This window comes from Candidatus Pelagibacter sp. HIMB1746 (genome assembly GCF_052047555.1).
Taxonomy (GTDB): domain Bacteria; phylum Pseudomonadota; class Alphaproteobacteria; order Pelagibacterales; family Pelagibacteraceae; genus Pelagibacter.
The window spans coordinates 334,705-360,445 of record NZ_JBNAJZ010000001.1 but is presented as its reverse complement, the minus strand read 5'-3'; the positions used below and the strand labels follow the sequence as shown (position 1 = coordinate 360,445).

Below are 25,741 nucleotides of genomic sequence, written 5' to 3'. Positions count from 1 at the left end.
CTTACAGTATGCCAATACAAACTCCAATATGTGATTTTGGTCAAAAAGCTATTCCATTTGAATTAAAATCAACAGATAATAAAATTCTTTCGTTAGAGGATATCAAGGGAGAAAATGGAACTTTGATAATGTTTATTTGCAATCATTGTCCATATGTAAAAGCAGTTACAAAAGAAATAGTTGAAGATTGTAATGAATTAAAAAAAATTGGAATAAATTCAGTTGCAATCTGTGCAAATGATGCTGAGAATTATCCAGAAGACTCTTTTGAAAATATGATTAAATTTTCTAAAGATAACAATTTTAATTTTCCCTACTTAAACGATGAAACACAAAATATCGCAAAAGCATATGATGCTGTCTGTACACCGGATTTTTTTGGATATAATAAAAATTTAGAACTTCAATATCGTGGAAGATTAAGAGAGTTGAAAAATCTTATACCTGTTAAAGAAGGTGAAAGTGATTTGTTAAAAGCTATGAAGCAAATTGCTGAAACAGGTGAAGGTCCTAAAGACCAAATTCCTAGTGCTGGCTGTAGTATAAAGTGGAAAAATAATTAATGTATTTAATTGTTACTAGATCTTTTCCTCCTGAACTAGGTGGAATGCAAAGCTTGATATGGGGTTTATCAAGAGAGTTATCTAAAAACTTTATGATAAAAGTGTTTGCAGATTATATTGATAATCATAAAGATTTTGATGAACAAGCTTCATTTTCAATTGAAAGAGTTGGTGGAATAAAACTTCTTAGAAAATATAGAAAAGCTCAATTAATTAATGAATTTATCAAAGAAAATAAGGTTGAAGGAATAATTGGAGATCATTGGAAAAGTTTAGAATTAATTAAAACCTTCAAAAAAAAATATTGTCTTATTCATAGCAAAGAGATCAATCATCCTAAAGGATCAAGTCAAAATAAAAGAGTTTTGAATGTTCTTAATAATGTAGAAAAAGTTATTGCTAACTCACAATATACCAAAAACCTTGCTATTGAATGTGGGGTTAATGAAAATAAAATTATTGTAATTAATCCTGGTGTTGATCCAGCTCAAGAATTAAACAAAAAATCATTAGAAAAAGTTGAAAGCTTACTTAAAGTTAAAATGCCAAGATTAATTACTGTTTCAAGATTTGATAAAAGAAAAAATCATGAAAAAATAGTGATGGCTCTTAGAAATCTAAAACAAATTTACCCAGATATTGTCTACATTTGTATTGGATACGGTGATGAAGAAGAAAATATTAAAAAATTAGTAAAAGAATTAAATTTAGAAGAACAAGTAATGTTTTTTAAAGGTATAAGTGATGATTTAAAAAATGCACTAATCGCTAAATCAAATTTATTTGTAATGCCTTCTATAATTCATAAAAAATCTGTTGAAGGGTTTGGAATTGCATATGTTGAAGCAGCACAATACGGTGTACCATCTATAGGCGGTAAAGATGGAGGTGCGGCAGATGCAATAGATCATGAAAAAACTGGTTTAATTTGTGATGGAAATAATCTGGATGATATTTATTCTTCAATTAACTTAATGTTAGAAAATAAAAAATATTTAGAACATGGAAAAAATGCAAAAGAATTTGTGAATAAATTTCAATGGTCAAAAATAATTGAAGAATACAAAAAGATACTAAATTGATTTCGAACAATAAATTAGCAATTTTTTTAATTATAATCTCAGTTTTTTGTGGAACATTAATGTTAACCTTTTTAAAATTAGCACAAGAGGAAGTTAATGTTTATGTAGCAGGTTTTTTTAGATTTTTATTTGGTTTCCTAATTATTTTTCCTTATATGTTAAAAACTAAGTTTGCAGTTTTTAATTCAAATCATCATAAAAAACATTTTCTTAGAGCAATTTTAAACTTACCTTCAATGCTTTTATATTTCTCAGCTTTAACAATGATGCCAATTGAAAAAGCTACTGCAATATCTTTTGTTGTTCCCTTCATAGTAACTATTTTGGCTGTTTTGTTTCTTGGAGAAAAAATTTATATCTACAGAAGTTTTGCACTGGTTTTAGGATTTATTGGTATGCTGGTAATTTTAAGACCAGGTATTATTGACATCTCTATTGGAGTGTATATGGCACTGGCATCTTCTTTTATGTGGTCAATAGTAATTATAATTACAAAAACTATAACAAAAGACGATAGTTCGATTACAATTTTATCTTATGGTTACTGTTATATGACTATTTTTAGTTTCATTATTGCATTGTTTTATTGGCAAACACCTAGTTTACAAACTTTGATTTATTTATTTTTTGCAGGTCTATCTGGCACATTGTTGCATCTTTGTATTAATCATGCTTATAAATTAGTTGATGTAAGCATGACACAACCCTATTCTTTTCTAAGTTTAGTATTTGCATCTCTGATTGGTTACTTTGTGTTTAGCGAAATCCCTGATCTCTTCACTTGGATTGGTGCTAGTATTATATTTTTAGGAGTTTTCATTATTTCTTATCGTGAAATGAAACTTAATAAAGAAATAATTAGAAAACGAATAGATATTAAATCTTAATTTTTCTTCTTAAAAGTTTTGTAAATATGCCAAACTACAATTAAAATTGTAGTAGCAAGAATACATGCGGTTAATGTTCTGTCCCACAAAAATTCCCACGAACCATTACTTAATAACAAAGATCTTCTAAGATTTTCTTCCATCAATCCACCAAGTACAAAAGCTAATATCAAAGGTGGCATAGGGAAATCATATAATCTTAAAAACGTTGCAACTACTGCAATTCCAATCATTAAATAAATATCGAAATTATTAAATGACATTACGTAAATCCCAGTGACAGAGAAAAATAAAATTAAAGGAATTAAGTAATTTTTAGGAACAGCAAGAATTCTAGCTATATAGGGGATGAGTGGTAAGTTTAATATAAGAAGAATTACCATTCCAATATACATAGACATAATTATTGACCAAAAAATCTCTGGATTAGTCATATAAAGTCTAGGACCAGGCTGAACACCAAAACCTAAAAGAGCCCCTAGCATTACAGCAGTAGTTCCACTCCCAGGAATTCCTAAAGTAAGCATTGGCACAAAAGAACCTGAGCAAGCAGCATTGTTTGCAGTTTCTGGTGCAGATAAACCATTTACACTTCCCTTACCAAATTTTTCTTTTTCTTCATCACTAACTACATTTCGTTCCATTCCATAAGCTAAAAAGGATGCAATTGTTGCACCAGCTCCAGGTAAAACACCAATTAAAAAACCAATTACTGATGATCTTGGAATTGTTTTATACATTTTAGTTCGTTCTTCTTTATTGATTTTAATTGAACCAAGTTCAGTTAAAGAAACTTGTTTAGCAGCAGTTGTTGGATCATTTCTCTTTAAAATAATTGTTAAAGCTTCACTCATCGCAAAAGTTGCCATCACAACTAACACGAAGCTAATACCATCAGTTAAGTTCATATTATTAAATGTATATCTTGTAATATCAGACAAACTATCTTGACCAACTGAAGCTAACATTAAACCTAGAACAACCATCATCATTGCTTTTAAAAATTGTCCCTTAGATGAAAAAGCTGCAATAGCCGTTAAACCTAAAATCATTAAAGCAAAATAATCAGGAGATCTAAAAGATAAGCTTATTTTAGATAAGCTTGGTGCCATAAATAATAAATAAATTGCAGATAACGTTCCACCAGCAAATGAACTCCATGCTGCAATAGCTAAAGCTTTTCCAGCTTTTCCTTGCTGTGCCATTGGATAACCATCAAATGAAGTTGCAACTGTTCCTGGAACACCGGGGGCATTTAATAATATTGAAGAAGTTGAACCTCCAAATACTGCTCCATAATAAACTCCAGCCATTAAAATTAATCCAGTTGCGGGTTCAAAACCATATGTAATAGGTATCATTAAAGCTATTGCAGTCATTGGACCAAGACCAGGAAGCATTCCAATGATTGTTCCAAAAAAACAACCAACCATAACCATTAGTATGTTTTGGAGTGTAAGTGCTGTCGTTAATCCAATTAGTATTCCTTCAATCATCCCATCACTCCAATTAGTTGTAGAAATGGATCTCTTAAATAAATATCAAGGATACCATGAAGCAAATACATAAAGGCAGCAACAAATGGAAAGGATAATAAAAACATTAAAATCCACCTTCGTTCTCCTAAAAAATAATATGAAGCAAATAAAAATAATGAAGTGGTTAAAAAATAACCAACTTTTAAAATTGTAGCTCCGTAAATAATTGCAATCAGTATAAGTATACCAGTTTTTTTATACTCTAAATTTTTATGCTCTACTTTAATTGTATTTGGGTCTGGTAAAATAAGTTTTAATCCAGAAAAAAATAATCCTGCATAACCTAAATAAATTGGAAATGTTCTAGCATTAAATGGAGCATTTTCATCAAATGTAAAAACTTGAATTTGATAAGCTAAATATAAATAGAATGCAGAAAAAACAAAAAAGAGCAGTGATATAATTTTAGTAGTATTTATATTCACTGCTCTAATTTTAATTTCTAACCAAAGGTTAGATTACTCCTAGTTTTTTCATAAGAGCTGTCATTTCTTCAGTTTGTTTTTCTAAGAAAGAAACAAACTTACCTTCAGGATTATAAATATTAACCCAAGCATTTCTTGCTCTTACTGTTTCCCATTCAGGAGTTTTTTGTACATCGCCAAGCATTTTTGCAATTGCCGCTTTATCAGAATTGCTCATACCTGGAGGGCCAAAGAAACCTCTCCAGTTAACGAATTGCACATCATAACCCTGTTCTTTAAGAGTTGGTGCATCTGGTGCATCAGAAACTCTTGAAGGAGCAGTAATACCAATAATTGTTACTTGATCTCTTGCACCCATCAATTCACCTAAACCAGTTGAAATGATTTGAGTTTCTCCAGATAAAAGTCCAGCTAAAGCTTTTCCACCAGCATCATAAGGAATGTATGCAACAGCATTTGGATCTGCACCCGCAGCTTGGAATGCTAAAGCACCAATTAAATGGTCCATACTTCCTCTTACTGATCCACCAGCCATTTTAATTGAGCTTGGATCTTTTTTGTATGCATCAACTACATCTTTAAAGTTTTTGTAAGGTGAGTTTTTTGCAACTGCAATAGCACCGTAGTCACCAATAACACCTGCAATCGGCACAACATCTTTATAAGATAAAGTTCCACTACCTTTTACATAACCTTCGTGTCTAGTAATTGATCTTAATACTAATGGTGTAGATTGAACTAACACTGTATTAGCAGGTTTAGTATTAATCATGTAAGCAAGTGCTTTACCACCACCACCACCTGACATATTTTCAAATGATGCGCTTTTTAGCATACCAGCTTTTGTTAAAGCTTCTCCAGTACCTCTAGCAGTTCCATCCCAACCACCACCAGCACCACCACCGATTACAAAGTGCAATTTATCAATTGCTACTGAGCTAGTAGTTGTTGCTGAGAATAGTAAGATTGCTGAGAATAATACTGAAAATAATTTTTTAAAATTACTCATAATACCTCTCTTCTTGTTTATTAATTAAATTATATTAAACATTTAATATAAAGTAGTGTCAATCATATAGAAATTTAAAGATGAATTCATCAATACAGAAAATTAAAGAAAATTTGTCTCAGTTATTTACATTAAAATTTATAACTGTTTTTTTGATAAGTGTACCAAGTGCAATAATTGCAGAACAATTCAATATTCCACTTGCTTGGTTTTTAGGCCCAATGATTATCACATCAATTGCTGCTTTATCAGGAATAAAAATCATTATGCCTAAAATTGTTTTGAGCTTTATTCTAATTATTTTAGGTTTGCATATTGGAAATTACATAGATCAAAATCTATTTAACCAAATGATTAATTGGATTTGGACATCTCTGATTATGTTAATTTACATAATAATCTGTATTCTAGTTGTTGCTAAGTATCTGCAAAAATTTGCAAATTACGGTAACAAAGCCTCTATATTTTCTGCTGCTCCAGGTGCTTTAGGTCCATTAATGATTTTAGCAGAAAATGAAAAAACGGATTTATCTCAAGTTGCAACTTCTCACTTAATTAGATTGATCATTATTATAACTGTAATTCCACTTATTATCGTAAACAATACTGACAATAATGTTTTATTAAATGGTGAATTTAATTACTTGGCTCAAAATCATTTAAATTTAATTTTACTTATTATTGCATCTTTATTTTTTATTTTTGTTTTTGAGAAAATTAGAGTGCCAGCAGCCTTATTATCAGGAACATTATTTGCAAGCGGCCTATTACAAATTACAGATGTAGCCTCATATAAATTGCCAGATGAAACGATAAATTTTTGTCTGCTAATTCTTGGCTCTTCTGTCGGATGTAGATTTGCTGAAAAAACAGTGAAGGAAATTGCAAACAATTCACTACATAGTATTGTGGCGACAGTAATACTGGTTACATTGGGCTTACTTGCTGCATACGTTGCAACATTCTTTGTTGATACAAATATTTTAACTTTAATATTATCTTTTAGTCCTGGAGGAATTTATGAAGTGGCAGTTATAGCAATTGCTTTTGATTTGGACCCAGACTTTGTTGCTTTTCACCATATAATAAGATTACTTTTTATACTTTTTACAGTTCCAATATTTTTAAGAGTTTTAGAAAAAATTAAGAAATAATTTCAGAAAGTCTTTCAAAAACTTTTTCTGCTGAAAGTTTTGATAATTCAGGGGCTTGTATTGCTTTAAAGTTTTCTCTTTCAATACTCACTTTAAAAGGAGTTGTGTGTGAACCAAATACAGCAATTCCTTTTGATCCTAAATGCGCTGTTATATGAGCAGGTCCAGTATCATTAGCAACCACAAACGAACTATCTTTAATTAATCCAGATAATTGTGAAATATTTAAAGCTTTACCATTATCTAAAATACATAAAGCATTTATATTTTTTGCATCTTTAATTTCATTTGGCCCAGGTGCAGTAACCACTTTAAATTTATTTTCGAATTTTTTATTAATCATAGAGATTAGATCGTTATAGTAAGGCCATTTCTTTGAAGTTAAATGAGGTGAGCAAAAAGGAAAAAGTATTATGTATTTATCTAGTTCATAACTTTTTTTTATTTCTGAAATATCAACTGTACTCCATGAAAAATCTGGTTTCATTGTATGATTGGTATTAATTCCTGAAGATTTTAACTGATGATCAAATCTTGAAAGAACAGAGTCTTTATCAAAATCCTTTTTAGTTTTTCCTTCTGGAAGAGTTGTTTCTGTTGAACACCAGATGGTTTTATCCGCTTTAGGAAATAATATATTTTTGTAAAATGATGTTCTGCTAGAATTTTGAAGATCATAAACTTTTGAGAAATTATATTTTTTAATCTCTCTCATTAGTAAATATAAATAAATTAAGTTAATCTTTGACAATCTCTTATCAAGAATAACATTTGAAATATGTGGGTTTTTTTTAGATAGTTCAAAATAAGGTTTTGTTGTTAATAGATGAATTTGATCCCCTTTATGATTTTCAGAAATATCTTGAATTGCCCCACATGCTTGAGCTATATCGCCTAAAGATCCGTGTTTAATAATTAAAATATTAGACATATTTCTAACAACTTAACATAGTATAAAGTTTTATGAATAAAATTATAGTCGAGGTTTCTGTTGGTGAACTTTTAGACAAGATTTCAATATTAGAAATCAAACAAGATAAAATTAAAGACCCAGAAAAATTAAGTTTTATAAACAATGAGCATTCTATTCTTAAAAATCAGTTAGAAAAAAATGTTAAGTCTGATGAGAAACTAGAAAAATTATTTCAAGACTTAAAAGATATAAATGCCAAACTTTGGGTTATCGAAGATGACAAAAGAGATTGTGAAAAAAATAAAGATTTTGGAGAAAAATTCATAAAACTTTCTAGAGATGTTCATTTTTTAAATGATGATCGTGCAAAAATAAAACTGGAAATGAATAACCATACTGGCTCTGCAATTAAAGAAATTAAAGAGTATACTAGTTACTAAAAACTTTTGGAAACCAATCCTCTCTCATCCGATCTCCTGATTTCAAATTAATTCCATCAAACGGTGGTGATGTTGGACCGCCTCTTTCAGCAAAAGTAACATCCTCACCTATAAATCTCATTGAGAATGCTCTTCGGGATCGAGAGCTTTGATTTCCTGTGGAACCATGAACAGTTTTAAAATTAAACAAAACTGCATCACCTAATTTTAGTTCAGGTATTAATATATTTTTTTCAAATTCCTCTTTTTTTGGAAGACACATAAAAGAACTATCATCTTCATACCAAGGTTGATCATTAGACCATTTAGTAGGTCTTAAAAGTTTTTGCCATTTATGTGATCTTAAAATTAATTTAAGATTATTTTCTTTATTTACTTCATCTAATGGTATCCAAAAACTGCCTGTATCATTTCCATCAACACAGTAATACGGCATATCTTGATGCCAAGGTGTTTCTTTATTTGTTCCTGGATCTTTAATAAAAAGATGATCATGAAAAATTTGTATAGATTTTGAATTTGTAGCCTCAGCAACTATTTGAGCTGCAGGAGAATTAAACATACAATCTTTAAATTCTTTTATTCTTTCCCAATTGCAATAATCTTCAAAAAACCTTCCCTTATTTTCTCCAACATTCTCCCTTCCATGTTGACTTGGATTGTCTAAAACTTTTTGAAATCCACTTTTTAATGGTTCAATCCAATCTTTAAATATATCTTTAATAATTATTGCACCAAGATTTTGATAATCATCAATCTGTTTTTGAGAAAGATACATTTTATTGTTGGAAGCTATATTTTTTTTCTAAATACTTAATCACATTATGAATAACAAAAGTCATAAACAAATATATTCCACCAGCTACAATAAATACTTCGATAGGCTTAAATGTTGTTGATATAATGTATTTTGCAACACCAGTTAAATCCATTAGTGTTACAGTGCTTGCTAATGAAGTACCTTTCATCATTAAAATTATTTCATTTCCATATGCGGGAAGTGATTGCCTAATCGCAATAGGTATTTGAATTTTATAAAATATAATTTTATTTGAAATACCTAAACTTTTTCCAGCTTCAATAACTCCAGGTTTTATGGTTTGAAATGCAGATCTCAATATTTCAGAGGTATAAGCCCCTGTATTTAATGTAAAAGCAATAATTGCACACCAATAAGGTTCTTTTAAAACAACCCATAAAATTGTTGATCTTAAATATTCAATTTGTCCTAGACCAAAGTAGATAATAAAAATTTGAACTAATAAAGGGGTTCCCCTGAAAACATAAGAATATCCATAAGCAAATTTATTAATAAATATATTTTTATTTAGTCTTAAAATTGCAAAAAATAATCCAAGAAATAATCCAAAAAATAAAGAAGCTGATAAAAGTTTTAAAGTAATAACAGTTGCTCCTAATAGTTTTGGAAAACTAGTGATCATTAAATCAAAATCCATTAATAACCTCTACTATATTTGACTTCTAATTTATTAATTAACTTCATACTTATGTAAGTGAGCAACAAATATAAAACTGCAGCAAAAGAATAAAAAAATAATGGATCTCTCGTAGATCCAGCAGCAACATAAGATTGTCTCATGATTTCAACTAATCCTGTTACAGATATTAAAGAAGTATCCTTTAAAGTAATTTGCCAAACATTACTTAAATTTGGAATTGCCAGTCTTAACATTTGAGGAAAAATTATTTTATAGAATTGACCAAACTTATTTATTCCTAAAACTTTAGCAGCCTCAAACTGCCCTTTATCAATTGATTGTATTGCTCCTCTAAAAACTTCTGTTGAATAAGCTCCTGAAATTATGCCAATAGCAACAGAGCCAGTAATAAATGCATTAATCTCTATATACTCGTAATAACCAAATATTGATGCAACATACATGATTGCACCACTCCCGCCAAAAAATAATAAATATATTACTAATAGTTCTGGCACACCTCTTATTACTGTCGTGTAAAAATTACCTACAAAATTTAGTGTTTTGTATTTTGAAAGTTTAAGCGGAGTAAAAATTAATGCAAAAAGAAAACCAACTAACATTGCTGTAACAGATACAGCAACTGTCATTAGAGTGGCATAAAATAACTCGTCACCCCAACCTGTTTTTCCAAATGCAAGAAGTTCCATATAGATTGGCGACTATATATTATAGTCGCCAAATCCAAAATTAATTACATAGAAGCGTCAAAACCAAAGTGTTTAATAGCAAGTTCGCTAATAATTCCTTTTTTTCTAGCTTTGTTAATTGCTTTATTGAAATCTTTTAAGATTTTAGCATCTCTTTTTCCAATAGCGCTATCGCTCGCTTGTCTGATTCCAACACCAACTCCATTTCCAAATGCACCACCTGAAAAAGTTGGTCCAACTAAAACAACTGGTTTACCAGATTTATCAGCATAGTCTGTAAATGCTACAGCTGCAGCTAATGCAACATCACATCTTCCAGAAGTTAAATCTAAGTTAACCTCATCTTGAGTTTTGTAAGTTCTAACATTTACACTTCCAACGTCACCTGACTCTAAAAAGTTTTGGTGAATTGTACCTGTTTGAGTACAGACTGTTTTTCCAGCAAGAGCATCTGTTAGAGTTTTAAGTGCTTTTTTAACACTAGAACCACCTAAAGATAAGTTTATACCTTCTGGTGTATCCATGCCTTCTAAGCTTGAACCTTTCATTACAGCAAGAGATGCAACTTCATCAGCATAACCTTGTGAGAAAGTAATTGTTTTCTTTCTTTCATCAGTGATTGACATACCGGCCATGATTGCATCAAATTTTCTCATTACTAATGCAGGTATCATGCCATCCCAATCTTGCTCAACGATTGTACACTCATACTTCATAATTTTGCAAAGCTCTTGAGCTAGCTCAACCTCAAACCCAATTAAATTGCCAGAAGCATCTTTTGAATTCCATGGAGGATAAGCACCTTCAGTTCCAATTTTAATTTTCTCAGCAGAAACATTTCCGATGATCAAAAAAGAAGCTAGAACTGTTAAAATAGTTTTTTTGAATATATTCATATTTTCTCCTTTAATTGGAATAATTATTTCACAATTTTTAGAAAGAAAAAAGAAAAATTAATGATTTATTGATGATGAAAAATTCCAAGCACAATCAAAACTTGGTATGTAAACTCTAGATAATTTAGCATTACCAAAATTTTGATTAAAAACATTTAACCAGCTATCTACTTGCTTAGGTTTTTTATCCTGACTACCAACTTGAGCAGTAATCACCCCTTTTGGTTTTAATATTCTAACCAATGAGTCCATATTTTTTGCTGCAAGATCGATGCAAAACTGATCATCATTAAGATCAACAAAAATATGATCGTAAGTATCATCAGCTACTGATTTAATACTTTCAAATGCATCTCCCCAAACACATTTAACTGAATTTTTCTCTGTAGCTTTTTTTCCAATATCACCAAGATGTTTATTACAAACATCCACAACTTCTGGATCTAACTCATACCAATCAATAAAATTAAAATTTTTAGAAATACATTCTCTTGCAACTCCACCATCTCCACCTCCAATGATAGCTGCTCTTTCATTATCTTTGTTTAAATTTAAACCTGAACCAACAAATGTAGAACTATATAAATGTTCATCGGTTGCAGCAACTTGAATTTCACCATCTATAAATAATGATTTTCCAAACTGCTCAAGATCCAAAATTTCAATATGTTGACCAACTTTAGATTTAAAATCTTCTAAAACATCATTTACAACATAAGATTTTTGTAAACCTAGAGAGCTATAAATGTCATGATAAAGTGATTTTGTATCTCTATTAAATTCTTTTTTAACAATTCTTGTGTGTTCAAATTCTTTCTTAATTATATCAATTGCAACTGATGGACTTACTTTCCCACAAGTAAAAAAATCAAAACTAATAATTCCTTTTTCAGGAAATGTATGAAAACTAATATGGCTTTCTGCTAAAAGAGCCAATATTGTGAAACCTTGAGGTTCAAATTTATATTTAGAAATATTTAGTATTGTTACTTTTGCAGCTTTTGCAATTTCATGAATTACTTTTTCATAAACAGAAGGATCGTATTCTTTTGTAGTTCCAATAATGTCTAGAGTTATATGTTCTCCAACTTTGGTCATTAGCTATCCTTTTTATAATTTTTAGCTTTGGATAAAACTTTATTCATTTCTGCTATAGAAAGAATTCGAGGCTTACCCAATTTCAGGCTCGTTATATACTGAAGCGATATATTTTCAACCTCTTCAGCTAACTCAAAAGCTTTTGGTAAATTATCTTCAAATGCAATCTGACCGTGATTTGCAATTAAACAAGCTTTTCTACCTTTTAGAGCTCTCAAAATATTTTTAGATAAATCTCTTGTTCCAAAGGTTGCATATTTTGCACATTTAATGTCATGGCCACCAGCCATTGCAACCATATAATGAAAAGATGGGATTCCTTTATTATGAGTAGATACAGCAGTTGCATTTGTTGAATGAGCGTGAACAATCGCTTTAGCTTCTTTTTTATTTTTATAAATATCTTGATGAAATTTCCATTCTGAAGAAGGAATACCATTTTTCTTGTCAAACTTACCATCCAGTGTAACAAAAACTATATCTTTATTTTTTAAAGTTGAGTATTTTTTTCCAGACGGGGTAATTAAAAAACCATTTTTATACCTTACTGAGATATTTCCAGATCTTAAAGCTGATAATTTTTTTGTATTCAGCATCTTTGAATATCGAATAATTTCGGAACTTAAATTTTTCATTTAAATAAATTTTTTAGTCCATTGGTGGAAGCTTCACATACTCCTCTCTCAGTAATTAATCCACTTACATATTTTGCAGGAGTTACATCAAAAGCTAAATTCATTGCTTTACTTTTTTGTGGGTATATCAAAACTTTCTTAACTTGATTGTTTTCATCAATGCCCTCAACATGAGACAATTCCTCAGAATTCCTTTCCTCAATAGGAATGTCTTTTGCATTTTTAATATTCCAATCAATTGTTGAACTTGGAAGTGCAACATAAAAAGGAACTTTATTATCATGTGCAGCTAAAGCTTTTAGATAAGTTCCAATTTTATTACACACGTCTCCATTTGATAAGGTTCTATCTGTTCCAACAATACACATATCAACTTCCCCTCTTTGCATTAAGATACCTCCAGTATTATCAGCAATAATTGTATTTGGGATTTCTTCTTCGTTTAACTCATATGAGGTTAAATTTGCACCTTGGTTTCTTGGTCTTGTTTCATCTACCCAGACATGAACTGGAATTCCTTTTTTATGGGCATGATATATGGGCGAAGTTGCTGTACCCCAGTTAATTGTTGCTAACCAACCTGCATTACAATGAGTTAAAATATTTACTGTATTTTTTTTCATATTGTAGATTTCTTCAATTATTTTTAATCCATTAATACCTATATTCTCACAAAACTTTTCATCCTCATCACAAATTTCTTTAGCTTCTTTTAAAGCTATATCTAAAATTTGATCGCTATTGATTCCTGATAATTTTTTCATCATACGATCTACAGCCCATTTCAAATTTATCGCTGTGGGTCTTGATTGAATTAATTCCTCTGCACTTTTATTAATAAATTCTTTATTAGTATTCTCCTGAATAGCTAATACCATCCCATAAGCGGCAGTTCCTCCTATTAAAGGAGCGCCTCTAACCTCCATAACTTTGATTGCATTGATTGCATCTTCAACAGATTTAAGATCTTTTATTATAAATTGATGTGGAAGTTTTGTTTGATCAATTATTTTTACTATCTTATCCTCGTACCATATTGTTCGATATTCTTTTCCTTGAATTCTCATTTACTTAAAACTCTACCTGCAACTGTTTTTAGCTTATCTATTGTTTTTTGGGTTCGTTTTTCTGGAGAAGTAATAATAGCTACATCTAAACAATTATTAGTTGGATCATTTGGATCTATATGGCTCTCAAAATTATCAATTAAGTTTTTTATCATCACTTTTGCTTTTTCAGCATTTCCTAACAAAACTTTTATTACTTGTTGAACATCAACGTTTTCATGATCTGGGTGCCAACAATCAAAATCTGTAACCATTGAAACTGATGCATATCTAATTTCTGCTTCTCTTGCGAGTTTTGCTTCAGGCATATTGGTCATACCAATTACATCTGCTTTCCAAGATCTGTATAAATTAGACTCTGCCAACGTAGAAAATTGTGGACCCTCCATAACAACATAAGTTCCATTTCTTTGATATTCTATATTGGATATTTTAATTGCGTCTTCACAAGCATTCATTAGTCCATTAGATGTAGGATGTGCCATCGATACATGGGCAACAATTTCATCATCAAAAAAAGTTTTTACTCGCGCAAATGTTCTGTCAATAAATTGATCAACAATAACAAATTTTCCAGGTGGCAATTCTTCTTTCAAAGATCCTACAGCTGAAACTGAAACAATATCAGTTACACCTAATTGTTTAAGTGCATCAATATTTGCTCTAAAATTTATATTCGATGGAGAAACAAAATGTCCTCTCCCATGTCTGGGTAAAAAATAAACTTCTTTATTATTATAATTAGTTTTTAATATTCGATCAGATGGTTTGCCCCAAGGAGTATTAATTTCTAACAATTCTCTGTTAGTAAATTCTTCAACATCATAAAGACCGCTCCCACCAATTATTGCCAATTTATTTGTTGTCATAATTTAAAATATACTTATTTATAAATAAGTATTATGAATTTAAAAGATCATATTAGATCAATTCCCGATTATCCTAAAAAAGGTATTCTATTTAGAGATATAACTACACTAATTAAAAACGAAGCAGCTTTTGCTGAAACAATTAATCAAATTATTGAAAGATCTAAAAAATACAAAATTGACAAAATTGCTGCAATAGAATCTAGGGGTTTTGTATTTGCCTCTGCAGTTTCTTATATACTTAAAAAACCTTTTATAATGTTAAGAAAAAAAAATAAATTACCAGCTGAAGTACATTCTGTAGACTTTGAATTAGAGTATGGAACTGCAACTATTGAAGTTCACAAAGACTCTATTTTAAAAGACGATTCTGTTCTAATAATTGATGATCTAATTGCAACAGGAGGTACTGCAGAAGCTGCTGCTAAATTAGTTGAAATGTGTGAAGCAAAAGTAGCTGCATTTGTTTTTGTTATTAATTTATTCGATTTAGGTGGATCTGATAATTTGGTTAATAAAAATTATAAAGTTGAAAATTTGATTGATTTCCCTGGACACTAAAGTTTAAAAAATTTTAATATTTTAATTATTGTTAAATTAGGCATTTTTTTACTCGAAGAATTTTCTTTTTTTTTATTTAAAGTTAATAAGTAAAAATCATAGCACTCTATTAGCATTTTCTCATTGCTATAAAGAGGTTTCCATTTTATTTTATTTTTTATCCTTTCTGTATTTAATACACAGTTTGAGACAAGCATTCTTTGATGGTAAGGTCCTAGACTTACTATATTTAAAATATTTAAAATTTTTAATAGTATTAAACCAATTAATTTTGGGAAATTTTTAATTTTCTTTTTTGAATTAGCGTGTTCCAAAAGTTTAGTAAAAACTTCTTTTATTGATTTCACATTATCAGATCCAACATTAAATAAATTTTTTCCCTTAAGATTAAGGGATAATTCTATGGCATTAATTAAATCAACAGAGTAAATGAAGTGTATCTTGTTTAAACCATTACCTATTAACCAAATATTTGTCCCTTGTCTGACCATTTCAAACAGCAAAGCTAATTTGTCTAATCTTTTTTTCCCAATAACTACTGGGCATCTAAATATTACTACATCACCTTGATATGTATGGCTTAAAATTAGATTTTCAGCTGCATATTTTGATTTACCATAATCAACAATTGCGCTAGATGGTTCTTTTTCATCTATTGGAGAGTCATAATTTTTTTCAAAAATAGAAAAAGTAGAAGTAAATACAAACTTAGAAACTTTATATTTTTCTGCTAAATCTAAAAGGTTTTTAGTACCATGGTAATTTGTTTTCCACACTTCATTTTTATCTTTTTCGTCTAAAATTTCAGCTGCACAGTGAATTATTATATCTATTGTATTTTCATTGAAAATTTTACTTAGTTGATCCCTATTTCTTATATCGCATACAAAACTAGTTATATTGTTAATATTTCCTTTAAATGAGATAGGAGTTTCTTTATCAAGGGCATAAATCAAATTATTTTTAGAGAAAAAATTAACTAATTCTTCTCCTAAAAAACCACAGCTTCCAGTAATTAAAATCTTTTTGTTCATTTTAAAAAGTTTATATATGAAAATATAAAAATGAAAATTTTAAAAAAGTCTAAATCTAAAAATACAAAAATGGATAATATGTGGCTTGAATCAGCTGGCAACAATCATTTTTGGATGCAATGGAGATTCAAATTTTTATTAAAACAATTAGAAATTAACAATATTTCAATTAATAAAAAATTAAAAATAATGGATCTAGGGTGTGGAAATGGAATATTGAGTAATCAATTAGAAAATAAATTTAATATTAAGATTGATAGAGTAGATCTTAATGAGGAAACTTTACTTTTGAACAGAAGAGTTAAAGGTAAATTAATTTGTTACAACATAAACAATAAACTCAAAAAACTTAAAAACTACTATGATATTATTTTTTTATTTGACGTTTTGGAACATGTAAAAAACGATATTAATTTTTTAAAAAATACTTTTTATCATCTCAAAAAAGATGGCTTATTAATAATTAATGTACCAAGTGTTTCAATTTTATTTAGTAATTATGACTATGCCGTTGGTCATTTGAGACGGTATGATTCATCTGATTTTGAAATAATTAAAAAAAAAATTAAGGTAAATTTTAAAACAGTTAACTCTTGGGGAATATTGATGCTTCCAGTTTTATTAATCAGAAAAATAATGTTATCTTTTTATAAAAAAAAAGATTTTAAAAAAATTATTGAAAAAGGTTGGAAAACAAATAAATTTTTTAATTTCTTATTTAAGTTAATAATGTCGGTAGAAATAAAACTTTTTAACAATTCTTTAATTGGCACATCTTTAATGGTTATTTTTAAAAAATGACATTGTTTAATTTATCGCAACATTATAATTTTGCTAAAAGTTTTGTTTTTAAAAAATCTCCTCTTTATGTTCAATTTTATATAACTGCAAGATGCAATCTTGCATGTGAACAATGTAATATAATTTATTCAGATGCTAAGCACCAGGAGATGAATATTGATCAAATAAATAGTGTTGCAGAAAATTTAAAAAAAATTGGAGTTAATATTGTTTTGTTAATAGGGGGTGAGCCTTTTGTTAGAAAAGATATTCATCTCATAGTTCAAGCTTTTACAAAAAGAAATATTCACGTACGAATGCAAACAAATGGAATAGCTACAAGAGAACAATTGTCTGAATGTGTAAATGTAGGTGGTAAAGACATAAGTATATCTTTAGATAGTCTTGAACCAAGTTTACAAGATGAGATAAATGGTGGGTTTAATAAATCTTGGACAAGAGCAATCAAAACTATTTCAAATGTAAGTAATATATTTCCTGAGAACTCTACTGCTTTTTTTAATTCAGTGATAATGCCAAAAAATTTAAATCAAATAATAAAAGTAATTAAATTTGCAACAAAAATTGGTTGGGGTGTTTCACTTGTACCCGTACACATATCAACACCCGAAAATCCTATGGGCTACAGGACTTTAGATTATGATAATAATGTAACATTCAATAAAGATGATACTCCAAAAATAAAAAAATTAATTTCGGATTTAAAAGAAATAAAAAAAAATTATAATTTGTATGACTCAGACGAATATTTAGACGATGTAGAAAAATTCTTGCTAAAAAAACCAATCAATTGGCGAAGAAGAAATAATGACGTTTGCGATTCTCCAAATTTATACTTTGCAATATCACCTAGCGGTACATTAAAAACTTGCTGTGATTTTGAGGCTACAAAAGATGTTTTTATCTACGATCAAGATTTTCCAGAGATGTATTTTTCAGGAAAGATACAAGAGATAGTTTATCCGATAACTAAAGGTTGTAATGGTTGCATGTATGGTAGTTACCCAGAAATAACCATAACTGCAAGATATATAAAAGCTTTTATTGAAAGAATAAAATATTTTAATTTCAAGCCACCAAGAATTAAAAAATATACTTCAGAAGAATTACAGGTAATTGCATCGGATATACTAAATGAGCAAGATTAAATCTTTACAATATTTACTTTTAGACACATTAAACAAGAGAGATAAAAACTTATCCAAAAAACTATCCAATACAATTCAGGTAAGCGAAAGTAATGAAAATTATATAATAACTTGGAATGAAGATTCTAATCTTAAAAAACTTGAAGTTGGGAAATCTAAATTTAGTTTTTACCAAAGAAATGACATCACGAACAATACAAAAATTATTAGTAATTCACTGAAAACCAATAATGAAAGTGCAGAATATGTTGTGGATGAAATTTTAAAAAGTAAAAAATTAAAAAAAAATTCTCTTAATTTTTTAGGAAAATATATATGTCATATATTTATAATTTTAGTTTCTCTCACAATAACTTTAAGTGAAACAAATATCTCTAATAAATATATTCCGATATTAATAATAATTTCTTTTGCTTTTGAAGTTTTTGATAAAAGAAATATAATATTCTATGTAGCTCTATTCATTTTAAATTATTTAAGCTTTAATGAATTTATCTTTTTTTACTGTTTATTTTTGTTATTTTTCAATTTATTTGAGCCAATATTTTTTTTCAAAAAAACTAAAATAGTTTTAGTCATATTTCTAATCTTAATTAATTTTGATTTTGTTAATTTTGCTCAAATGGAATTGGACTATAATTTTTTGTTTATAAATATACTAACTTTTAGCTGCATATTAGTAAACTTTACAAAATATAACTCAAATTTTAATTGGCTTTACTGCATACCTTCTTTTAGTTATGGATTTCTTTATAACGGTGAATTATTTGAGTCATACTTATGGATTTGTATTTGTCTTTTTATCCACATTTTGTTTAATTATTTAGATAAAATATTTTTCCTTAAAATTAATACTTCACCAATGTTAGAGTAATTATCCGAAAAAGTTTTAATAATTTTGTATTTTTTATTAAGAACTAAATTATCTATTATTTTTGATCCTGTATAATTATGAACTATGTAATCATATTTGCCATTTAAAATATCATCTAAATGTAATTTATAAGTTTTTTCGTACTCTCCACCAACTTGGCTTGATCTGTAAGAAATTAAGTCACCTATATCAATTTTTTCGTTAAAATACTTATCTTTATGGAAGTGCAAACTTTCAGACAAAACACTAGAATTTTTTTTGGATAATAATTCTAAATAATTATGCAAATTAACAGCTATTGGGTAAGTCTTGTAAAGTTGAATTGACGACTTCACTGAGTTTTTAAGAGAAACAATTACAATAAGAATTGAAACAAATAATATTAAATAAAAATCAAATGTTCGAATATTAAATTTAAATTGCTGATTTTTGTAAAAAAATAAAATTAAGTACCAAATAAAAAATATTATTGGAGTAAGGTAATAAATTCCTCCACCAGTATAATTGTACAAATAACTTAAGATACAAGTGAAAGTAACAAGCGTCGAAATTGATATAATTAAAAATTTTTCAAAAAATGAAAAAATAAAATTTTTAAAAATTTTGTAAACCACTAAAAATTGCAAAATCAAAAGGAAATATATTTTTTCAATTCTGATAATATTTTTAAACGCATCTACAAAATGCTTTGAAGTAAAATGATCTTCAAAATAAAAAAAATTGATAAAATAATTATAATATTTATTTAAATCTAATTTAAAAAAAATGTACAAAATAATTAAAAAAGGAATTGTGATTAAAATTAAAAAAACTATATAAAAATAAATTTTATCTAAATTAATTGTTTTGATAAAACTCTTTTCAAAAATTTTTGGAAACAAACTAATTGCTAAACAATATGGAAAAAATCTCCAGTTTGTCATAACAATCACAGATACTAAAAATGCAACAAGTAATAAATTTATATAATTTTTATATACATATTTATCTGAACAAAAATAGCAAAGAACAGATAGAAGTAACATCGCCGTTATATCTGCACGGCCTTGGAAAGTTTTGGTGAACAAAAATATTAAAGCATAAATAATTAATGAAACGAAAATAATGAATGTAAAATTTTGTGATTTTTTTAAAATTAAAAAATTAACTAAAAAAATCGAAAAATATAACAATATATTATTTAATCTTGAAATTTGCCATGGTTCAAAAAATGGAAATATTTTAAACAATATATATTTAAATATTGGATCAATTGGGCCATGTGCTTGATTGGCGTATGACACTTTAGAAGGGTCATAAATATTTATTCCATCTACGATGGTTAAAATATGTAGCCATAGTGTCGACTCTCTAACTTCTAATTCTATTGGATAAAAGAAACTTTGTAGTATTGGCAAAAGCAATATTATTGAAAAAATAATAAAAACAAAGTTAAAAGTTTTTTGGTACATGAGACCTTCTTACTATTTTTTAATTTAAAAGGTAAATGATTTTAATGGTAGCGGGAAGTGGGATCGAACCACTGACCTCGGGCTTATGAGTCCCGCGCTCTAACCAACTGAGCTACCCCGCCATTATTTAATCGTGATCATTGTCCAACAATCACAACGTTTTTTGTTTGCAACATAGTATAAATAAATAAAATTAAAAGCGATTATTTTATTTAAAACTATTATTATGTGACCATGTATGGACCAAAATAAGGGTCCCAAATCTAATTCTAAATTAGAATAATAATTAATTAAATTAAATTATTAATTAAAATCTAATGTTACTTATATATTAACCTTTAACAAAATTGATAAGTTAGACTCAAGGCTTAGGATTTGTTAAGTTTAGTTAATGAAAACTGTTTACATACTCACCAATCAAGCAATGCCAGGAATTATCAAGATTGGTTTTACTGATAACTCAGTTGAACAAAGAATGAAGGAATTAGATAAGACAGCAACGCCAATTCCATTTGAATGCTATTATGCAAAACGTATAGAAAAAGCAGAATTTGTTGAAAAGAAAATGCATGAAGCTTTTGATGAATTTAGGATAAGAGATAATAGAGAATTTTTTAGAATGTCACCCGAACAAGCTAAGGCCGCTTTGGATATTGCTGAAGGTGAAGACGTGACACCTAGAGAGGATGTAGTTGAAACATCAAGCGATAAGACAGCTTTAGACAAAGAGAGAAATAGAAATAGATTTAATTTTGCACAAATAGGAATTGAAGTAGGTGAAGAATTAGAATTTAAAAAAGATAAAACTATAAAAGCTAAGGTTTTAGAAAATGATTTAGTTGAATTTAGAGGAAAACCTATGTCTCTTTCTCAGTCTGCTTTAGAGATTGTGCAGGAGATGGGATATAATTGGAATAAAATCGCAGGTCCCCAATTTTGGATGTATAAAGGGAAAACGCTCTATGAATTAAATAACCAATAAAAATCTCCTCTTAACAATCCTATTTACCCTGGTTCGTGGGCCATGGAACATGTACCACGGCTCTCGGATCACGGATCCTTGACCGATTAAAATTTAAGTTATTTATTATTTATTTGAAATAATAAGGTCAAATGAGATCAATAACTTGCTTTATGGGCTCAAGTAAAGACGTCTGAAAAATATTCATTTAAAACACCCTGCATAAAATGAATGAATGAATGAATATTATTATTGTTCATTCATTCATAAACCCCTGGATGATTATTTTTTAACCATGCAGGATAATCATCATTGATTATCTTGTTTATCTTACCTGCTGAAATACCAATTTTATCAGCTATAGCTTTCTGAGTAATAATAGATTTTTTTTCAATAACTTTTTTTTCTAGTTCATATTTTGATAGATTTATTTCTTTCATCCTCAGCTGACATTCTAGTTCTTTAATTTTCTTTTCCTTATCTAGTCTTGCAACATCCTTAATTTCAAATATTTGCTTACAAATATTTCCAATTTCTATATTTTGAGGTATCTGAGCAATTTCCCAGTTCCCATTAAAATCATATTCACATTCAAAATCTTCAGTTTCATCTGGTCTAAGCCCTCGCGCTTTATCAAATTTTAATCTTAATCTGATTTTATCTTTTGTTCTTCCCTTCTGCACTGAATTTACAAATAATGAAACATTCGCCCAATCTGTTTTAGAAGAAGATCCTCTAGGCCCCCCATCAGAATTTTTACCGTGGTGATCAATTACAATTGTCACAATTTCAAGAGCCCTTAATTGCAACAACCAAAGCCCGATAGGCCTCCATTCATCACTATCATTTTCTTTATAATTTGAGAGAGATCTTAAATTATCCAGAACAAGAACAGGTTTTTTAGTTGTTTTATTTTCTATTTCCTTAATAGATTTAAGAATTAAATTTTGACCCTCTTCAAATTTAATATCTGGTAATTTTTGATCCTTTTGATGGGAGTAATTAATAATATTAAAATAATAAGGATCTGGGAATTTATTTTGAGTATAAGAAATAGACCTTTCCTTTATATCAAATGGATCCATCTCTCCATCTACATAGATAATTGGTCTTGGTTCGTGAGCCGTGTACCTCAAAAACTTGCCTCCTGATGCAATAGCATGAGTAAGACCTAAAGTGAATTCTGTTTTACCATTACCCTTAGGCCCTGAAATAAAATTAATTGAGTTTTCTTTAATTAATCTTTCAATAATAAATGATGGTTTTGGAATATCTAAGTTAAAGTATTCCATAAGATCATACATCTTAAGATCTTGGACTTGGTTGTCTTCATCTTTGCCATAGACATCAATTATTTTAAAAACTTCCTTAATTGCAGCAACTGAAACATTTGTAATTTCAGAAAGTGTTTTACACCCCATTATTTTTTGATTTTTTGCTATTTGATCATGAGCATGAGAGCCTTTATTACTTCTCTCGAAAGTGTCATCATCGTTAGTTTCTGAAAGTTTCTCAATAAATTGATTTATTTTATTGGCACTCCATTCACCCCATTTAGCTAACACACAAGCAATAGCATAACAAAATTGATCTCTATTTCCCTCAGGTGGATAAATAACAGATAATATAGTTGAAAAAACAACCATATCTAAATCTTTTTCCAAATTTCCATCGTACTCTGTTGGAGTGTCATACTTACTCCATTCAACTAATTCACTATTAATAAATGACTTTGGAATAATTGATTGCTTTCCCTTTCCATACCTCAATTCAAGGATAGTTGCTTTTTTATTAAACTTACTAAAATAATTTTCAAACTCTTTAGGAAATGACCATTTTTTAAATTTTGATTTTCCTTTAAATAAAATATGTGAGTTAGGATTAGATTTTCTTCCATAAATCAAATTACTTTTTAATTTAATTTGATCTAAAAATTTATGACAAATGGGATTATCAACATCAATATCTATAAATTTTAAAAGATGTAGTCCAATATTATCGTTCTTGGAAAAATTATTTTTATCGGTGATTTGATTTTGCCAATTTAAACCCTTTGGTTGTTTTGAATTTTCATGACAAGGAATGATGTCAAAACCATTTGATATATATTCTTCAATATTCATTTCTAGTAACCTTTATTTAAAATTAGTGTTAACTCGGTCTAATGACAGAGCGGAAAAATGATTATTGGTTCGTGATTCGTGATTATTGTTTCTTGGGCCTAGCAATTACCTATTATGCGAACGGGCTAGTTTTGACGCCGTACATCTAACTTAAAACACTAGCAAAAAGTTAAATATTATTTACATAAAAGTAAACTGAATCGTGATTACATTTATTTTTATAAAATATCAATAGCTATTTATTAAAAAAAATTAAGATTTTGATTAATTTACATAACTTGTTGGGATGGGCTGAGTTCTGATAAAATATAATAGGTTACATTGGGATTTAGTAAGTTGCTGTTTAATATATATCTATAGACTCTTATTAATTAATGCTTTCTTTTAGTAGTTTTATCTTTTGCAATTTTTTTGATTAATAAAACTAATTTTTTAAAATTTTGTTTGAGAACTTTATTTCCTCTAAGATTTTTATTGTAGCATTTTAGTAGGCTTTCATAATACCAGTAAATTTTTGTTGGTTTGGCATTGAATCTTTTCCACAGCTTCTTTCCTATCCGATCGTAGTCATTGACAATACAAGATGCGTTATGAGTTTTATCACAAATTGATACTAGTAATGATGATTGAGATTTTTTACTTAAATCTAAAATATATTGTTTTTTTCTCTCCAGCCATGGAGGTTTAGGAGTCACTTTTGTATCAGTGCAATCTTCTACTATTTTTGCAACTTTATTGCCAAATTTCCTTTTAATTAATTTAAAAGTTTTTTCACCCCCTTGATCTTCAACAGCATCATGTAAAAGCCCAGCTATTGCCTCATCTGTGCTTCCTCCATTTTCAATAACAAGATTACTTACGGATGATAAGTGGAAAAAATAAGGAATTTTAGTATCTTTTCTAAATTGTTTTGAATGAAGTTTGAAAGTAAATATTAATGCTTCTCGATATCTATTTTTATTTATCATTTAATTTTTATAGAATTTTAAGATAATTTTTTACTTAACTGACAATTTTAATCTTGCCATCTTCTCTTCTACTTCTTTAATGGCCTTATGTATTTTATCTTTTTCAATATCACTTATTTTTTCACCACTATGACTTTTAGGATCTAAAGACTCGTTCGTTACATCCATTAAATCCCCTATTCTTCCTCCAATGTTAATTAAAGTATTGGAAATATTGTCAGAGCTATTAATATCTTTTAACTCTTCATTTAATAATGTTTCAAAATTATCTAAAAATGGAGTTCCTTTTTGATTTTTTTGTAAAATCAGATCTAATTTAATTGCATCTATAAAATGTAAATTATGATCTTTATCATCTGGATCACTACATTTTCTAAAATGAGATAGCGATTTTCCAGTTAGCTCCTTAACATTATCCTCATTTAGATTTTTAATTACCCCTGATAGTATACTTTCAATTGATAATGGTTTTCTAAGTTTAGTCATAAAATCTTAATAAGTAGGCATTTTAGTTAAAATAATTGTTTTTGCATCCGAATATTGACCTTCCAAAGCTTGCTTAGCTTCAGACATTGTTCTTCCTTTTTGGACAACCTTAAAAGCCTTGCCATCTTTTAAGGTCACATAAAATTCATAATCTTTCATTTCCATTATTTATTCTTCCTATAATTAAATATGGGTTTTAATCTTTTAAATAAACTTTGCTCTAAAGTAGAGTTTTCATTTTTTATATTAGAAATTACAATATTGATATATTTAGTATCTTTAATCATATTTTTGTTAAAATTGTTTTTGTCTTTAAAAAAATGATCATTAATTCTTCCTATACAATCATTTGATGTACCTACATACAAGGTTAAATTTTCCTTATTTTTAAAAATATAATTACCTTTAATTTTCATAAGATCAGGTTTGAATTATTACTAGTTAATCAGGTCTATCAATTTTAGTTATTATTGGGGTCCAATACCTTCTACCAGTAATTGACACTTTCATATGTTGTATAATCCCACTTTTTAATAACCTGCCTCTTTTATAAGGTTTGGGTTTTTTAAATCGTATTGGTTTATACGTAGGTTTTTTTCTTATTTTTAT

29 protein-coding genes and 1 tRNA gene are annotated in these 25,741 nt (G+C 28.4%); 10 read left to right on the top strand and 20 right to left on the bottom strand.

The window, feature by feature from the left end; all coding sequences use genetic code 11:
- Positions 1–8 precede the first annotated feature (8 nt).
- The 3 genes from ACTTBM_RS01970 to ACTTBM_RS01960 are packed head-to-tail and all read left to right on the top strand — an operon-like array spanning position 9 to position 2,532.
- Positions 9–563 (top strand): thioredoxin family protein, encoded by a 555-nt coding sequence (locus tag ACTTBM_RS01970; RefSeq protein WP_440634507.1) that lies wholly within the window; start codon positions 9–11, stop codon positions 561–563.
- On the top strand, positions 563–1,645 hold the full coding sequence (locus tag ACTTBM_RS01965; protein WP_440634506.1) for a glycosyltransferase family 4 protein: 1,083 nt from the start codon (positions 563–565) through the stop codon (positions 1,643–1,645). Before ACTTBM_RS01970 ends, ACTTBM_RS01965 begins: the two co-directional genes overlap by 1 nt.
- Positions 1,642–2,532, top strand: coding sequence for a DMT family transporter (locus tag ACTTBM_RS01960; RefSeq protein ID WP_440634505.1), 891 nt, complete (start codon positions 1,642–1,644; stop codon positions 2,530–2,532). Before ACTTBM_RS01965 ends, ACTTBM_RS01960 begins: the two co-directional genes overlap by 4 nt.
- On the opposite strand, the gene ACTTBM_RS01955 is transcribed toward ACTTBM_RS01960, so the two are convergent.
- The 3 genes from ACTTBM_RS01955 to ACTTBM_RS01945 are packed head-to-tail and all read right to left on the bottom strand — an operon-like array spanning position 2,529 to position 5,504.
- On the bottom strand, positions 2,529–4,028 hold the full coding sequence (locus ACTTBM_RS01955; RefSeq protein ID WP_440634504.1) for a tripartite tricarboxylate transporter permease: 1,500 nt from the start codon (positions 4,026–4,028) through the stop codon (positions 2,529–2,531). The genes ACTTBM_RS01960 and ACTTBM_RS01955 overlap by 4 nt on opposite strands.
- Positions 4,025–4,495, bottom strand: coding sequence for a tripartite tricarboxylate transporter TctB family protein (locus ACTTBM_RS01950; protein ID WP_440618295.1), 471 nt, complete (start codon positions 4,493–4,495; stop codon positions 4,025–4,027). The genes ACTTBM_RS01955 and ACTTBM_RS01950 overlap by 4 nt, the downstream gene beginning before the upstream one ends.
- Positions 4,496–4,523: 28 nt before the next feature.
- Positions 4,524–5,504, bottom strand: coding sequence for a tripartite tricarboxylate transporter substrate binding protein (locus ACTTBM_RS01945; protein ID WP_440634503.1), 981 nt, complete (start codon positions 5,502–5,504; stop codon positions 4,524–4,526).
- Between the two features lie 80 nt (positions 5,505–5,584).
- On the opposite strand from ACTTBM_RS01945, the gene ACTTBM_RS01940 reads away from it, so the two are divergent.
- The gene (locus ACTTBM_RS01940) at positions 5,585–6,658 is read left to right on the top strand and encodes an AbrB family transcriptional regulator (protein WP_440634502.1); all 1,074 of its coding nucleotides are present in this window, start codon (positions 5,585–5,587) and stop codon (positions 6,656–6,658) included.
- Here ACTTBM_RS01940 and ACTTBM_RS01935 read toward each other — a convergent pair.
- Positions 6,648–7,589 (bottom strand): glycosyltransferase family 9 protein, encoded by a 942-nt coding sequence (locus ACTTBM_RS01935; RefSeq protein ID WP_440634501.1) that lies wholly within the window; start codon positions 7,587–7,589, stop codon positions 6,648–6,650. The two genes, ACTTBM_RS01940 and ACTTBM_RS01935, sit on opposite strands and share 11 nt — an antisense overlap.
- 32 nt (positions 7,590–7,621) lie before the next feature.
- On the opposite strand from ACTTBM_RS01935, the gene ACTTBM_RS01930 reads away from it, so the two are divergent.
- Positions 7,622–8,011 (top strand): DUF6165 family protein, encoded by a 390-nt coding sequence (locus ACTTBM_RS01930; protein ID WP_440634500.1) that lies wholly within the window; start codon positions 7,622–7,624, stop codon positions 8,009–8,011.
- On the opposite strand, the gene ACTTBM_RS01925 is transcribed toward ACTTBM_RS01930, so the two are convergent.
- Genes ACTTBM_RS01925 through ACTTBM_RS01890 form a run of 8 tightly spaced genes read right to left on the bottom strand, consistent with a single transcriptional unit; the run spans position 8,001 to position 14,725 of the window.
- The gene (locus ACTTBM_RS01925) at positions 8,001–8,789 is read right to left on the bottom strand and encodes a phytanoyl-CoA dioxygenase family protein (protein ID WP_440634499.1); all 789 of its coding nucleotides are present in this window, start codon (positions 8,787–8,789) and stop codon (positions 8,001–8,003) included. The genes ACTTBM_RS01930 and ACTTBM_RS01925 overlap by 11 nt on opposite strands.
- 1 nt (position 8,790) lies before the next feature.
- Positions 8,791–9,468: an ABC transporter permease gene (locus ACTTBM_RS01920; protein ID WP_440634498.1), complete on the bottom strand. Its 678-nt coding sequence runs from the start codon at positions 9,466–9,468 to the stop codon at positions 8,791–8,793.
- Entirely contained in the window at positions 9,468–10,160 is a 693-nt protein-coding gene (locus tag ACTTBM_RS01915) for an ABC transporter permease (RefSeq protein WP_440634497.1), read from the bottom strand. Before ACTTBM_RS01915 ends, ACTTBM_RS01920 begins: the two co-directional genes overlap by 1 nt.
- Before the next feature lie 44 nt (positions 10,161–10,204).
- A complete protein-coding gene (locus ACTTBM_RS01910) occupies positions 10,205–11,056 on the bottom strand; it encodes a transporter substrate-binding domain-containing protein (RefSeq protein WP_440634496.1) in 852 nt (283 codons plus the stop codon).
- Between the two features lie 57 nt (positions 11,057–11,113).
- Positions 11,114–12,154 (bottom strand): adenosylmethionine decarboxylase, encoded by a 1,041-nt coding sequence (gene speD / locus ACTTBM_RS01905; RefSeq protein ID WP_440634495.1) that lies wholly within the window; start codon positions 12,152–12,154, stop codon positions 11,114–11,116.
- Complete coding sequence (locus ACTTBM_RS01900) at positions 12,154–12,789, bottom strand: class II aldolase/adducin family protein (protein WP_440634494.1); 636 nt, start codon at positions 12,787–12,789, stop codon at positions 12,154–12,156. The genes speD and ACTTBM_RS01900 overlap by 1 nt, the downstream gene beginning before the upstream one ends.
- On the bottom strand, positions 12,786–13,856 hold the full coding sequence (mtnA, locus tag ACTTBM_RS01895; protein WP_440634493.1) for an S-methyl-5-thioribose-1-phosphate isomerase: 1,071 nt from the start codon (positions 13,854–13,856) through the stop codon (positions 12,786–12,788). The genes ACTTBM_RS01900 and mtnA overlap by 4 nt, the downstream gene beginning before the upstream one ends.
- On the bottom strand, positions 13,853–14,725 hold the full coding sequence (locus tag ACTTBM_RS01890) for an S-methyl-5'-thioadenosine phosphorylase (RefSeq protein ID WP_440634492.1): 873 nt from the start codon (positions 14,723–14,725) through the stop codon (positions 13,853–13,855). Before ACTTBM_RS01890 ends, mtnA begins: the two co-directional genes overlap by 4 nt.
- Positions 14,726–14,758: 33 nt before the next feature.
- On the opposite strand from ACTTBM_RS01890, the gene ACTTBM_RS01885 reads away from it, so the two are divergent.
- Positions 14,759–15,286 (top strand): adenine phosphoribosyltransferase, encoded by a 528-nt coding sequence (locus tag ACTTBM_RS01885; RefSeq protein WP_440634491.1) that lies wholly within the window; start codon positions 14,759–14,761, stop codon positions 15,284–15,286.
- On the opposite strand, the gene ACTTBM_RS01880 is transcribed toward ACTTBM_RS01885, so the two are convergent.
- Positions 15,283–16,320, bottom strand: a complete 1,038-nt coding sequence (locus ACTTBM_RS01880; protein ID WP_440634490.1) for an NAD-dependent epimerase/dehydratase family protein — start codon at positions 16,318–16,320, stop codon at positions 15,283–15,285. The genes ACTTBM_RS01885 and ACTTBM_RS01880 overlap by 4 nt on opposite strands.
- A 30-nt stretch (positions 16,321–16,350) precedes the next feature.
- On the opposite strand from ACTTBM_RS01880, the gene ACTTBM_RS01875 reads away from it, so the two are divergent.
- The 3 genes from ACTTBM_RS01875 to ACTTBM_RS01865 are packed head-to-tail and all read left to right on the top strand — an operon-like array spanning position 16,351 to position 19,143.
- Positions 16,351–17,121, top strand: a complete 771-nt coding sequence (locus ACTTBM_RS01875) for a class I SAM-dependent methyltransferase (RefSeq protein ID WP_440634489.1) — start codon at positions 16,351–16,353, stop codon at positions 17,119–17,121.
- 2 nt (positions 17,122–17,123) lie between these two features.
- Positions 17,124–18,269 carry a radical SAM protein gene (locus ACTTBM_RS01870; protein ID WP_440634488.1) on the top strand — a complete coding sequence of 382 codons (1,146 nt, stop codon included), beginning with the start codon at positions 17,124–17,126 and terminating at the stop codon, positions 18,267–18,269.
- Complete coding sequence (locus ACTTBM_RS01865; RefSeq protein ID WP_440634487.1) at positions 18,256–19,143, top strand: hypothetical protein; 888 nt, start codon at positions 18,256–18,258, stop codon at positions 19,141–19,143. Before ACTTBM_RS01870 ends, ACTTBM_RS01865 begins: the two co-directional genes overlap by 14 nt.
- On the opposite strand, the gene ACTTBM_RS01860 is transcribed toward ACTTBM_RS01865, so the two are convergent.
- Together ACTTBM_RS01860 and ACTTBM_RS01855 are read right to left on the bottom strand one after the other, a co-directional pair.
- Complete coding sequence (locus ACTTBM_RS01860) at positions 19,089–20,540, bottom strand: hypothetical protein (RefSeq protein ID WP_440634486.1); 1,452 nt, start codon at positions 20,538–20,540, stop codon at positions 19,089–19,091. The two genes, ACTTBM_RS01865 and ACTTBM_RS01860, sit on opposite strands and share 55 nt — an antisense overlap.
- Positions 20,541–20,639: 99 nt before the next feature.
- Positions 20,640–20,716, bottom strand: a tRNA-Met gene (locus ACTTBM_RS01855).
- Positions 20,717–20,985: 269 nt separating this feature from the next.
- Between ACTTBM_RS01855 and ACTTBM_RS01850 the strand changes: the two genes are divergently transcribed.
- Entirely contained in the window at positions 20,986–21,576 is a 591-nt protein-coding gene (locus ACTTBM_RS01850) for a GIY-YIG nuclease family protein (RefSeq protein WP_440634485.1), read from the top strand.
- Between the two features lie 239 nt (positions 21,577–21,815).
- On the opposite strand, the gene ACTTBM_RS01845 is transcribed toward ACTTBM_RS01850, so the two are convergent.
- From ACTTBM_RS01845 to ACTTBM_RS01825, 5 genes are all read right to left on the bottom strand, one after another.
- Complete coding sequence (locus ACTTBM_RS01845; protein ID WP_440634484.1) at positions 21,816–23,678, bottom strand: AAA family ATPase; 1,863 nt, start codon at positions 23,676–23,678, stop codon at positions 21,816–21,818.
- A 371-nt stretch (positions 23,679–24,049) separates the two neighbouring features.
- Complete coding sequence (locus ACTTBM_RS01840) at positions 24,050–24,646, bottom strand: HD domain-containing protein (RefSeq protein WP_440634483.1); 597 nt, start codon at positions 24,644–24,646, stop codon at positions 24,050–24,052.
- Between the two features lie 30 nt (positions 24,647–24,676).
- Positions 24,677–25,132 (bottom strand): hypothetical protein, encoded by a 456-nt coding sequence (locus ACTTBM_RS01835; protein WP_440634482.1) that lies wholly within the window; start codon positions 25,130–25,132, stop codon positions 24,677–24,679.
- Positions 25,133–25,138: 6 nt separating this feature from the next.
- Entirely contained in the window at positions 25,139–25,297 is a 159-nt protein-coding gene (locus tag ACTTBM_RS01830) for a hypothetical protein (RefSeq protein ID WP_440634481.1), read from the bottom strand.
- A complete protein-coding gene (locus ACTTBM_RS01825) occupies positions 25,297–25,548 on the bottom strand; it encodes a GIY-YIG nuclease family protein (RefSeq protein WP_440634480.1) in 252 nt (83 codons plus the stop codon). Before ACTTBM_RS01825 ends, ACTTBM_RS01830 begins: the two co-directional genes overlap by 1 nt.
- Between the last annotated feature and the right edge of the window lie 193 nt (positions 25,549–25,741).

Bases quoted from the DNA above. Each gene is read 5' to 3' on its own strand.
- ACTTBM_RS01970 (WP_440634507.1), top strand. From the start codon at position 9: ATGCCAATACAAACTCCAATATGTGATTTTGGTCAAAAAGCTATTCCA.
- ACTTBM_RS01965 (WP_440634506.1), top strand. From the start codon at position 563: ATGTATTTAATTGTTACTAGATCTTTTCCTCCTGAACTAGGTGGAATG.
- ACTTBM_RS01955 (WP_440634504.1), bottom strand. From the start codon at position 4,028: ATGATTGAAGGAATACTAATTGGATTAACGACAGCACTTACACTCCAA.
- ACTTBM_RS01945 (WP_440634503.1), bottom strand. From the start codon at position 5,504: ATGAGTAATTTTAAAAAATTATTTTCAGTATTATTCTCAGCAATCTTA.
- ACTTBM_RS01940 (WP_440634502.1), top strand. From the start codon at position 5,585: ATGAATTCATCAATACAGAAAATTAAAGAAAATTTGTCTCAGTTATTT.
- ACTTBM_RS01935 (WP_440634501.1), bottom strand. From the start codon at position 7,589: ATGTCTAATATTTTAATTATTAAACACGGATCTTTAGGCGATATAGCT.
- ACTTBM_RS01930 (WP_440634500.1), top strand. From the start codon at position 7,622: ATGAATAAAATTATAGTCGAGGTTTCTGTTGGTGAACTTTTAGACAAG.
- ACTTBM_RS01925 (WP_440634499.1), bottom strand. From the start codon at position 8,789: ATGTATCTTTCTCAAAAACAGATTGATGATTATCAAAATCTTGGTGCA.
- ACTTBM_RS01920 (WP_440634498.1), bottom strand. From the start codon at position 9,468: ATGGATTTTGATTTAATGATCACTAGTTTTCCAAAACTATTAGGAGCA.
- ACTTBM_RS01915 (WP_440634497.1), bottom strand. From the start codon at position 10,160: ATGGAACTTCTTGCATTTGGAAAAACAGGTTGGGGTGACGAGTTATTT.
- ACTTBM_RS01910 (WP_440634496.1), bottom strand. From the start codon at position 11,056: ATGAATATATTCAAAAAAACTATTTTAACAGTTCTAGCTTCTTTTTTG.
- speD (WP_440634495.1), bottom strand. From the start codon at position 12,154: ATGACCAAAGTTGGAGAACATATAACTCTAGACATTATTGGAACTACA.
- ACTTBM_RS01900 (WP_440634494.1), bottom strand. From the start codon at position 12,789: ATGAAAAATTTAAGTTCCGAAATTATTCGATATTCAAAGATGCTGAAT.
- mtnA (WP_440634493.1), bottom strand. From the start codon at position 13,856: ATGAGAATTCAAGGAAAAGAATATCGAACAATATGGTACGAGGATAAG.
- ACTTBM_RS01890 (WP_440634492.1), bottom strand. From the start codon at position 14,725: ATGACAACAAATAAATTGGCAATAATTGGTGGGAGCGGTCTTTATGAT.
- ACTTBM_RS01885 (WP_440634491.1), top strand. From the start codon at position 14,759: ATGAATTTAAAAGATCATATTAGATCAATTCCCGATTATCCTAAAAAA.
- ACTTBM_RS01880 (WP_440634490.1), bottom strand. From the start codon at position 16,320: ATGAACAAAAAGATTTTAATTACTGGAAGCTGTGGTTTTTTAGGAGAA.
- ACTTBM_RS01875 (WP_440634489.1), top strand. From the start codon at position 16,351: ATGAAAATTTTAAAAAAGTCTAAATCTAAAAATACAAAAATGGATAAT.
- ACTTBM_RS01865 (WP_440634487.1), top strand. From the start codon at position 18,256: ATGAGCAAGATTAAATCTTTACAATATTTACTTTTAGACACATTAAAC.
- ACTTBM_RS01850 (WP_440634485.1), top strand. From the start codon at position 20,986: ATGAAAACTGTTTACATACTCACCAATCAAGCAATGCCAGGAATTATC.
- ACTTBM_RS01845 (WP_440634484.1), bottom strand. From the start codon at position 23,678: ATGAATATTGAAGAATATATATCAAATGGTTTTGACATCATTCCTTGT.
- ACTTBM_RS01840 (WP_440634483.1), bottom strand. From the start codon at position 24,646: ATGATAAATAAAAATAGATATCGAGAAGCATTAATATTTACTTTCAAA.
- ACTTBM_RS01835 (WP_440634482.1), bottom strand. From the start codon at position 25,132: ATGACTAAACTTAGAAAACCATTATCAATTGAAAGTATACTATCAGGG.
- ACTTBM_RS01830 (WP_440634481.1), bottom strand. From the start codon at position 25,297: ATGGAAATGAAAGATTATGAATTTTATGTGACCTTAAAAGATGGCAAG.
- ACTTBM_RS01825 (WP_440634480.1), bottom strand. From the start codon at position 25,548: ATGAAAATTAAAGGTAATTATATTTTTAAAAATAAGGAAAATTTAACC.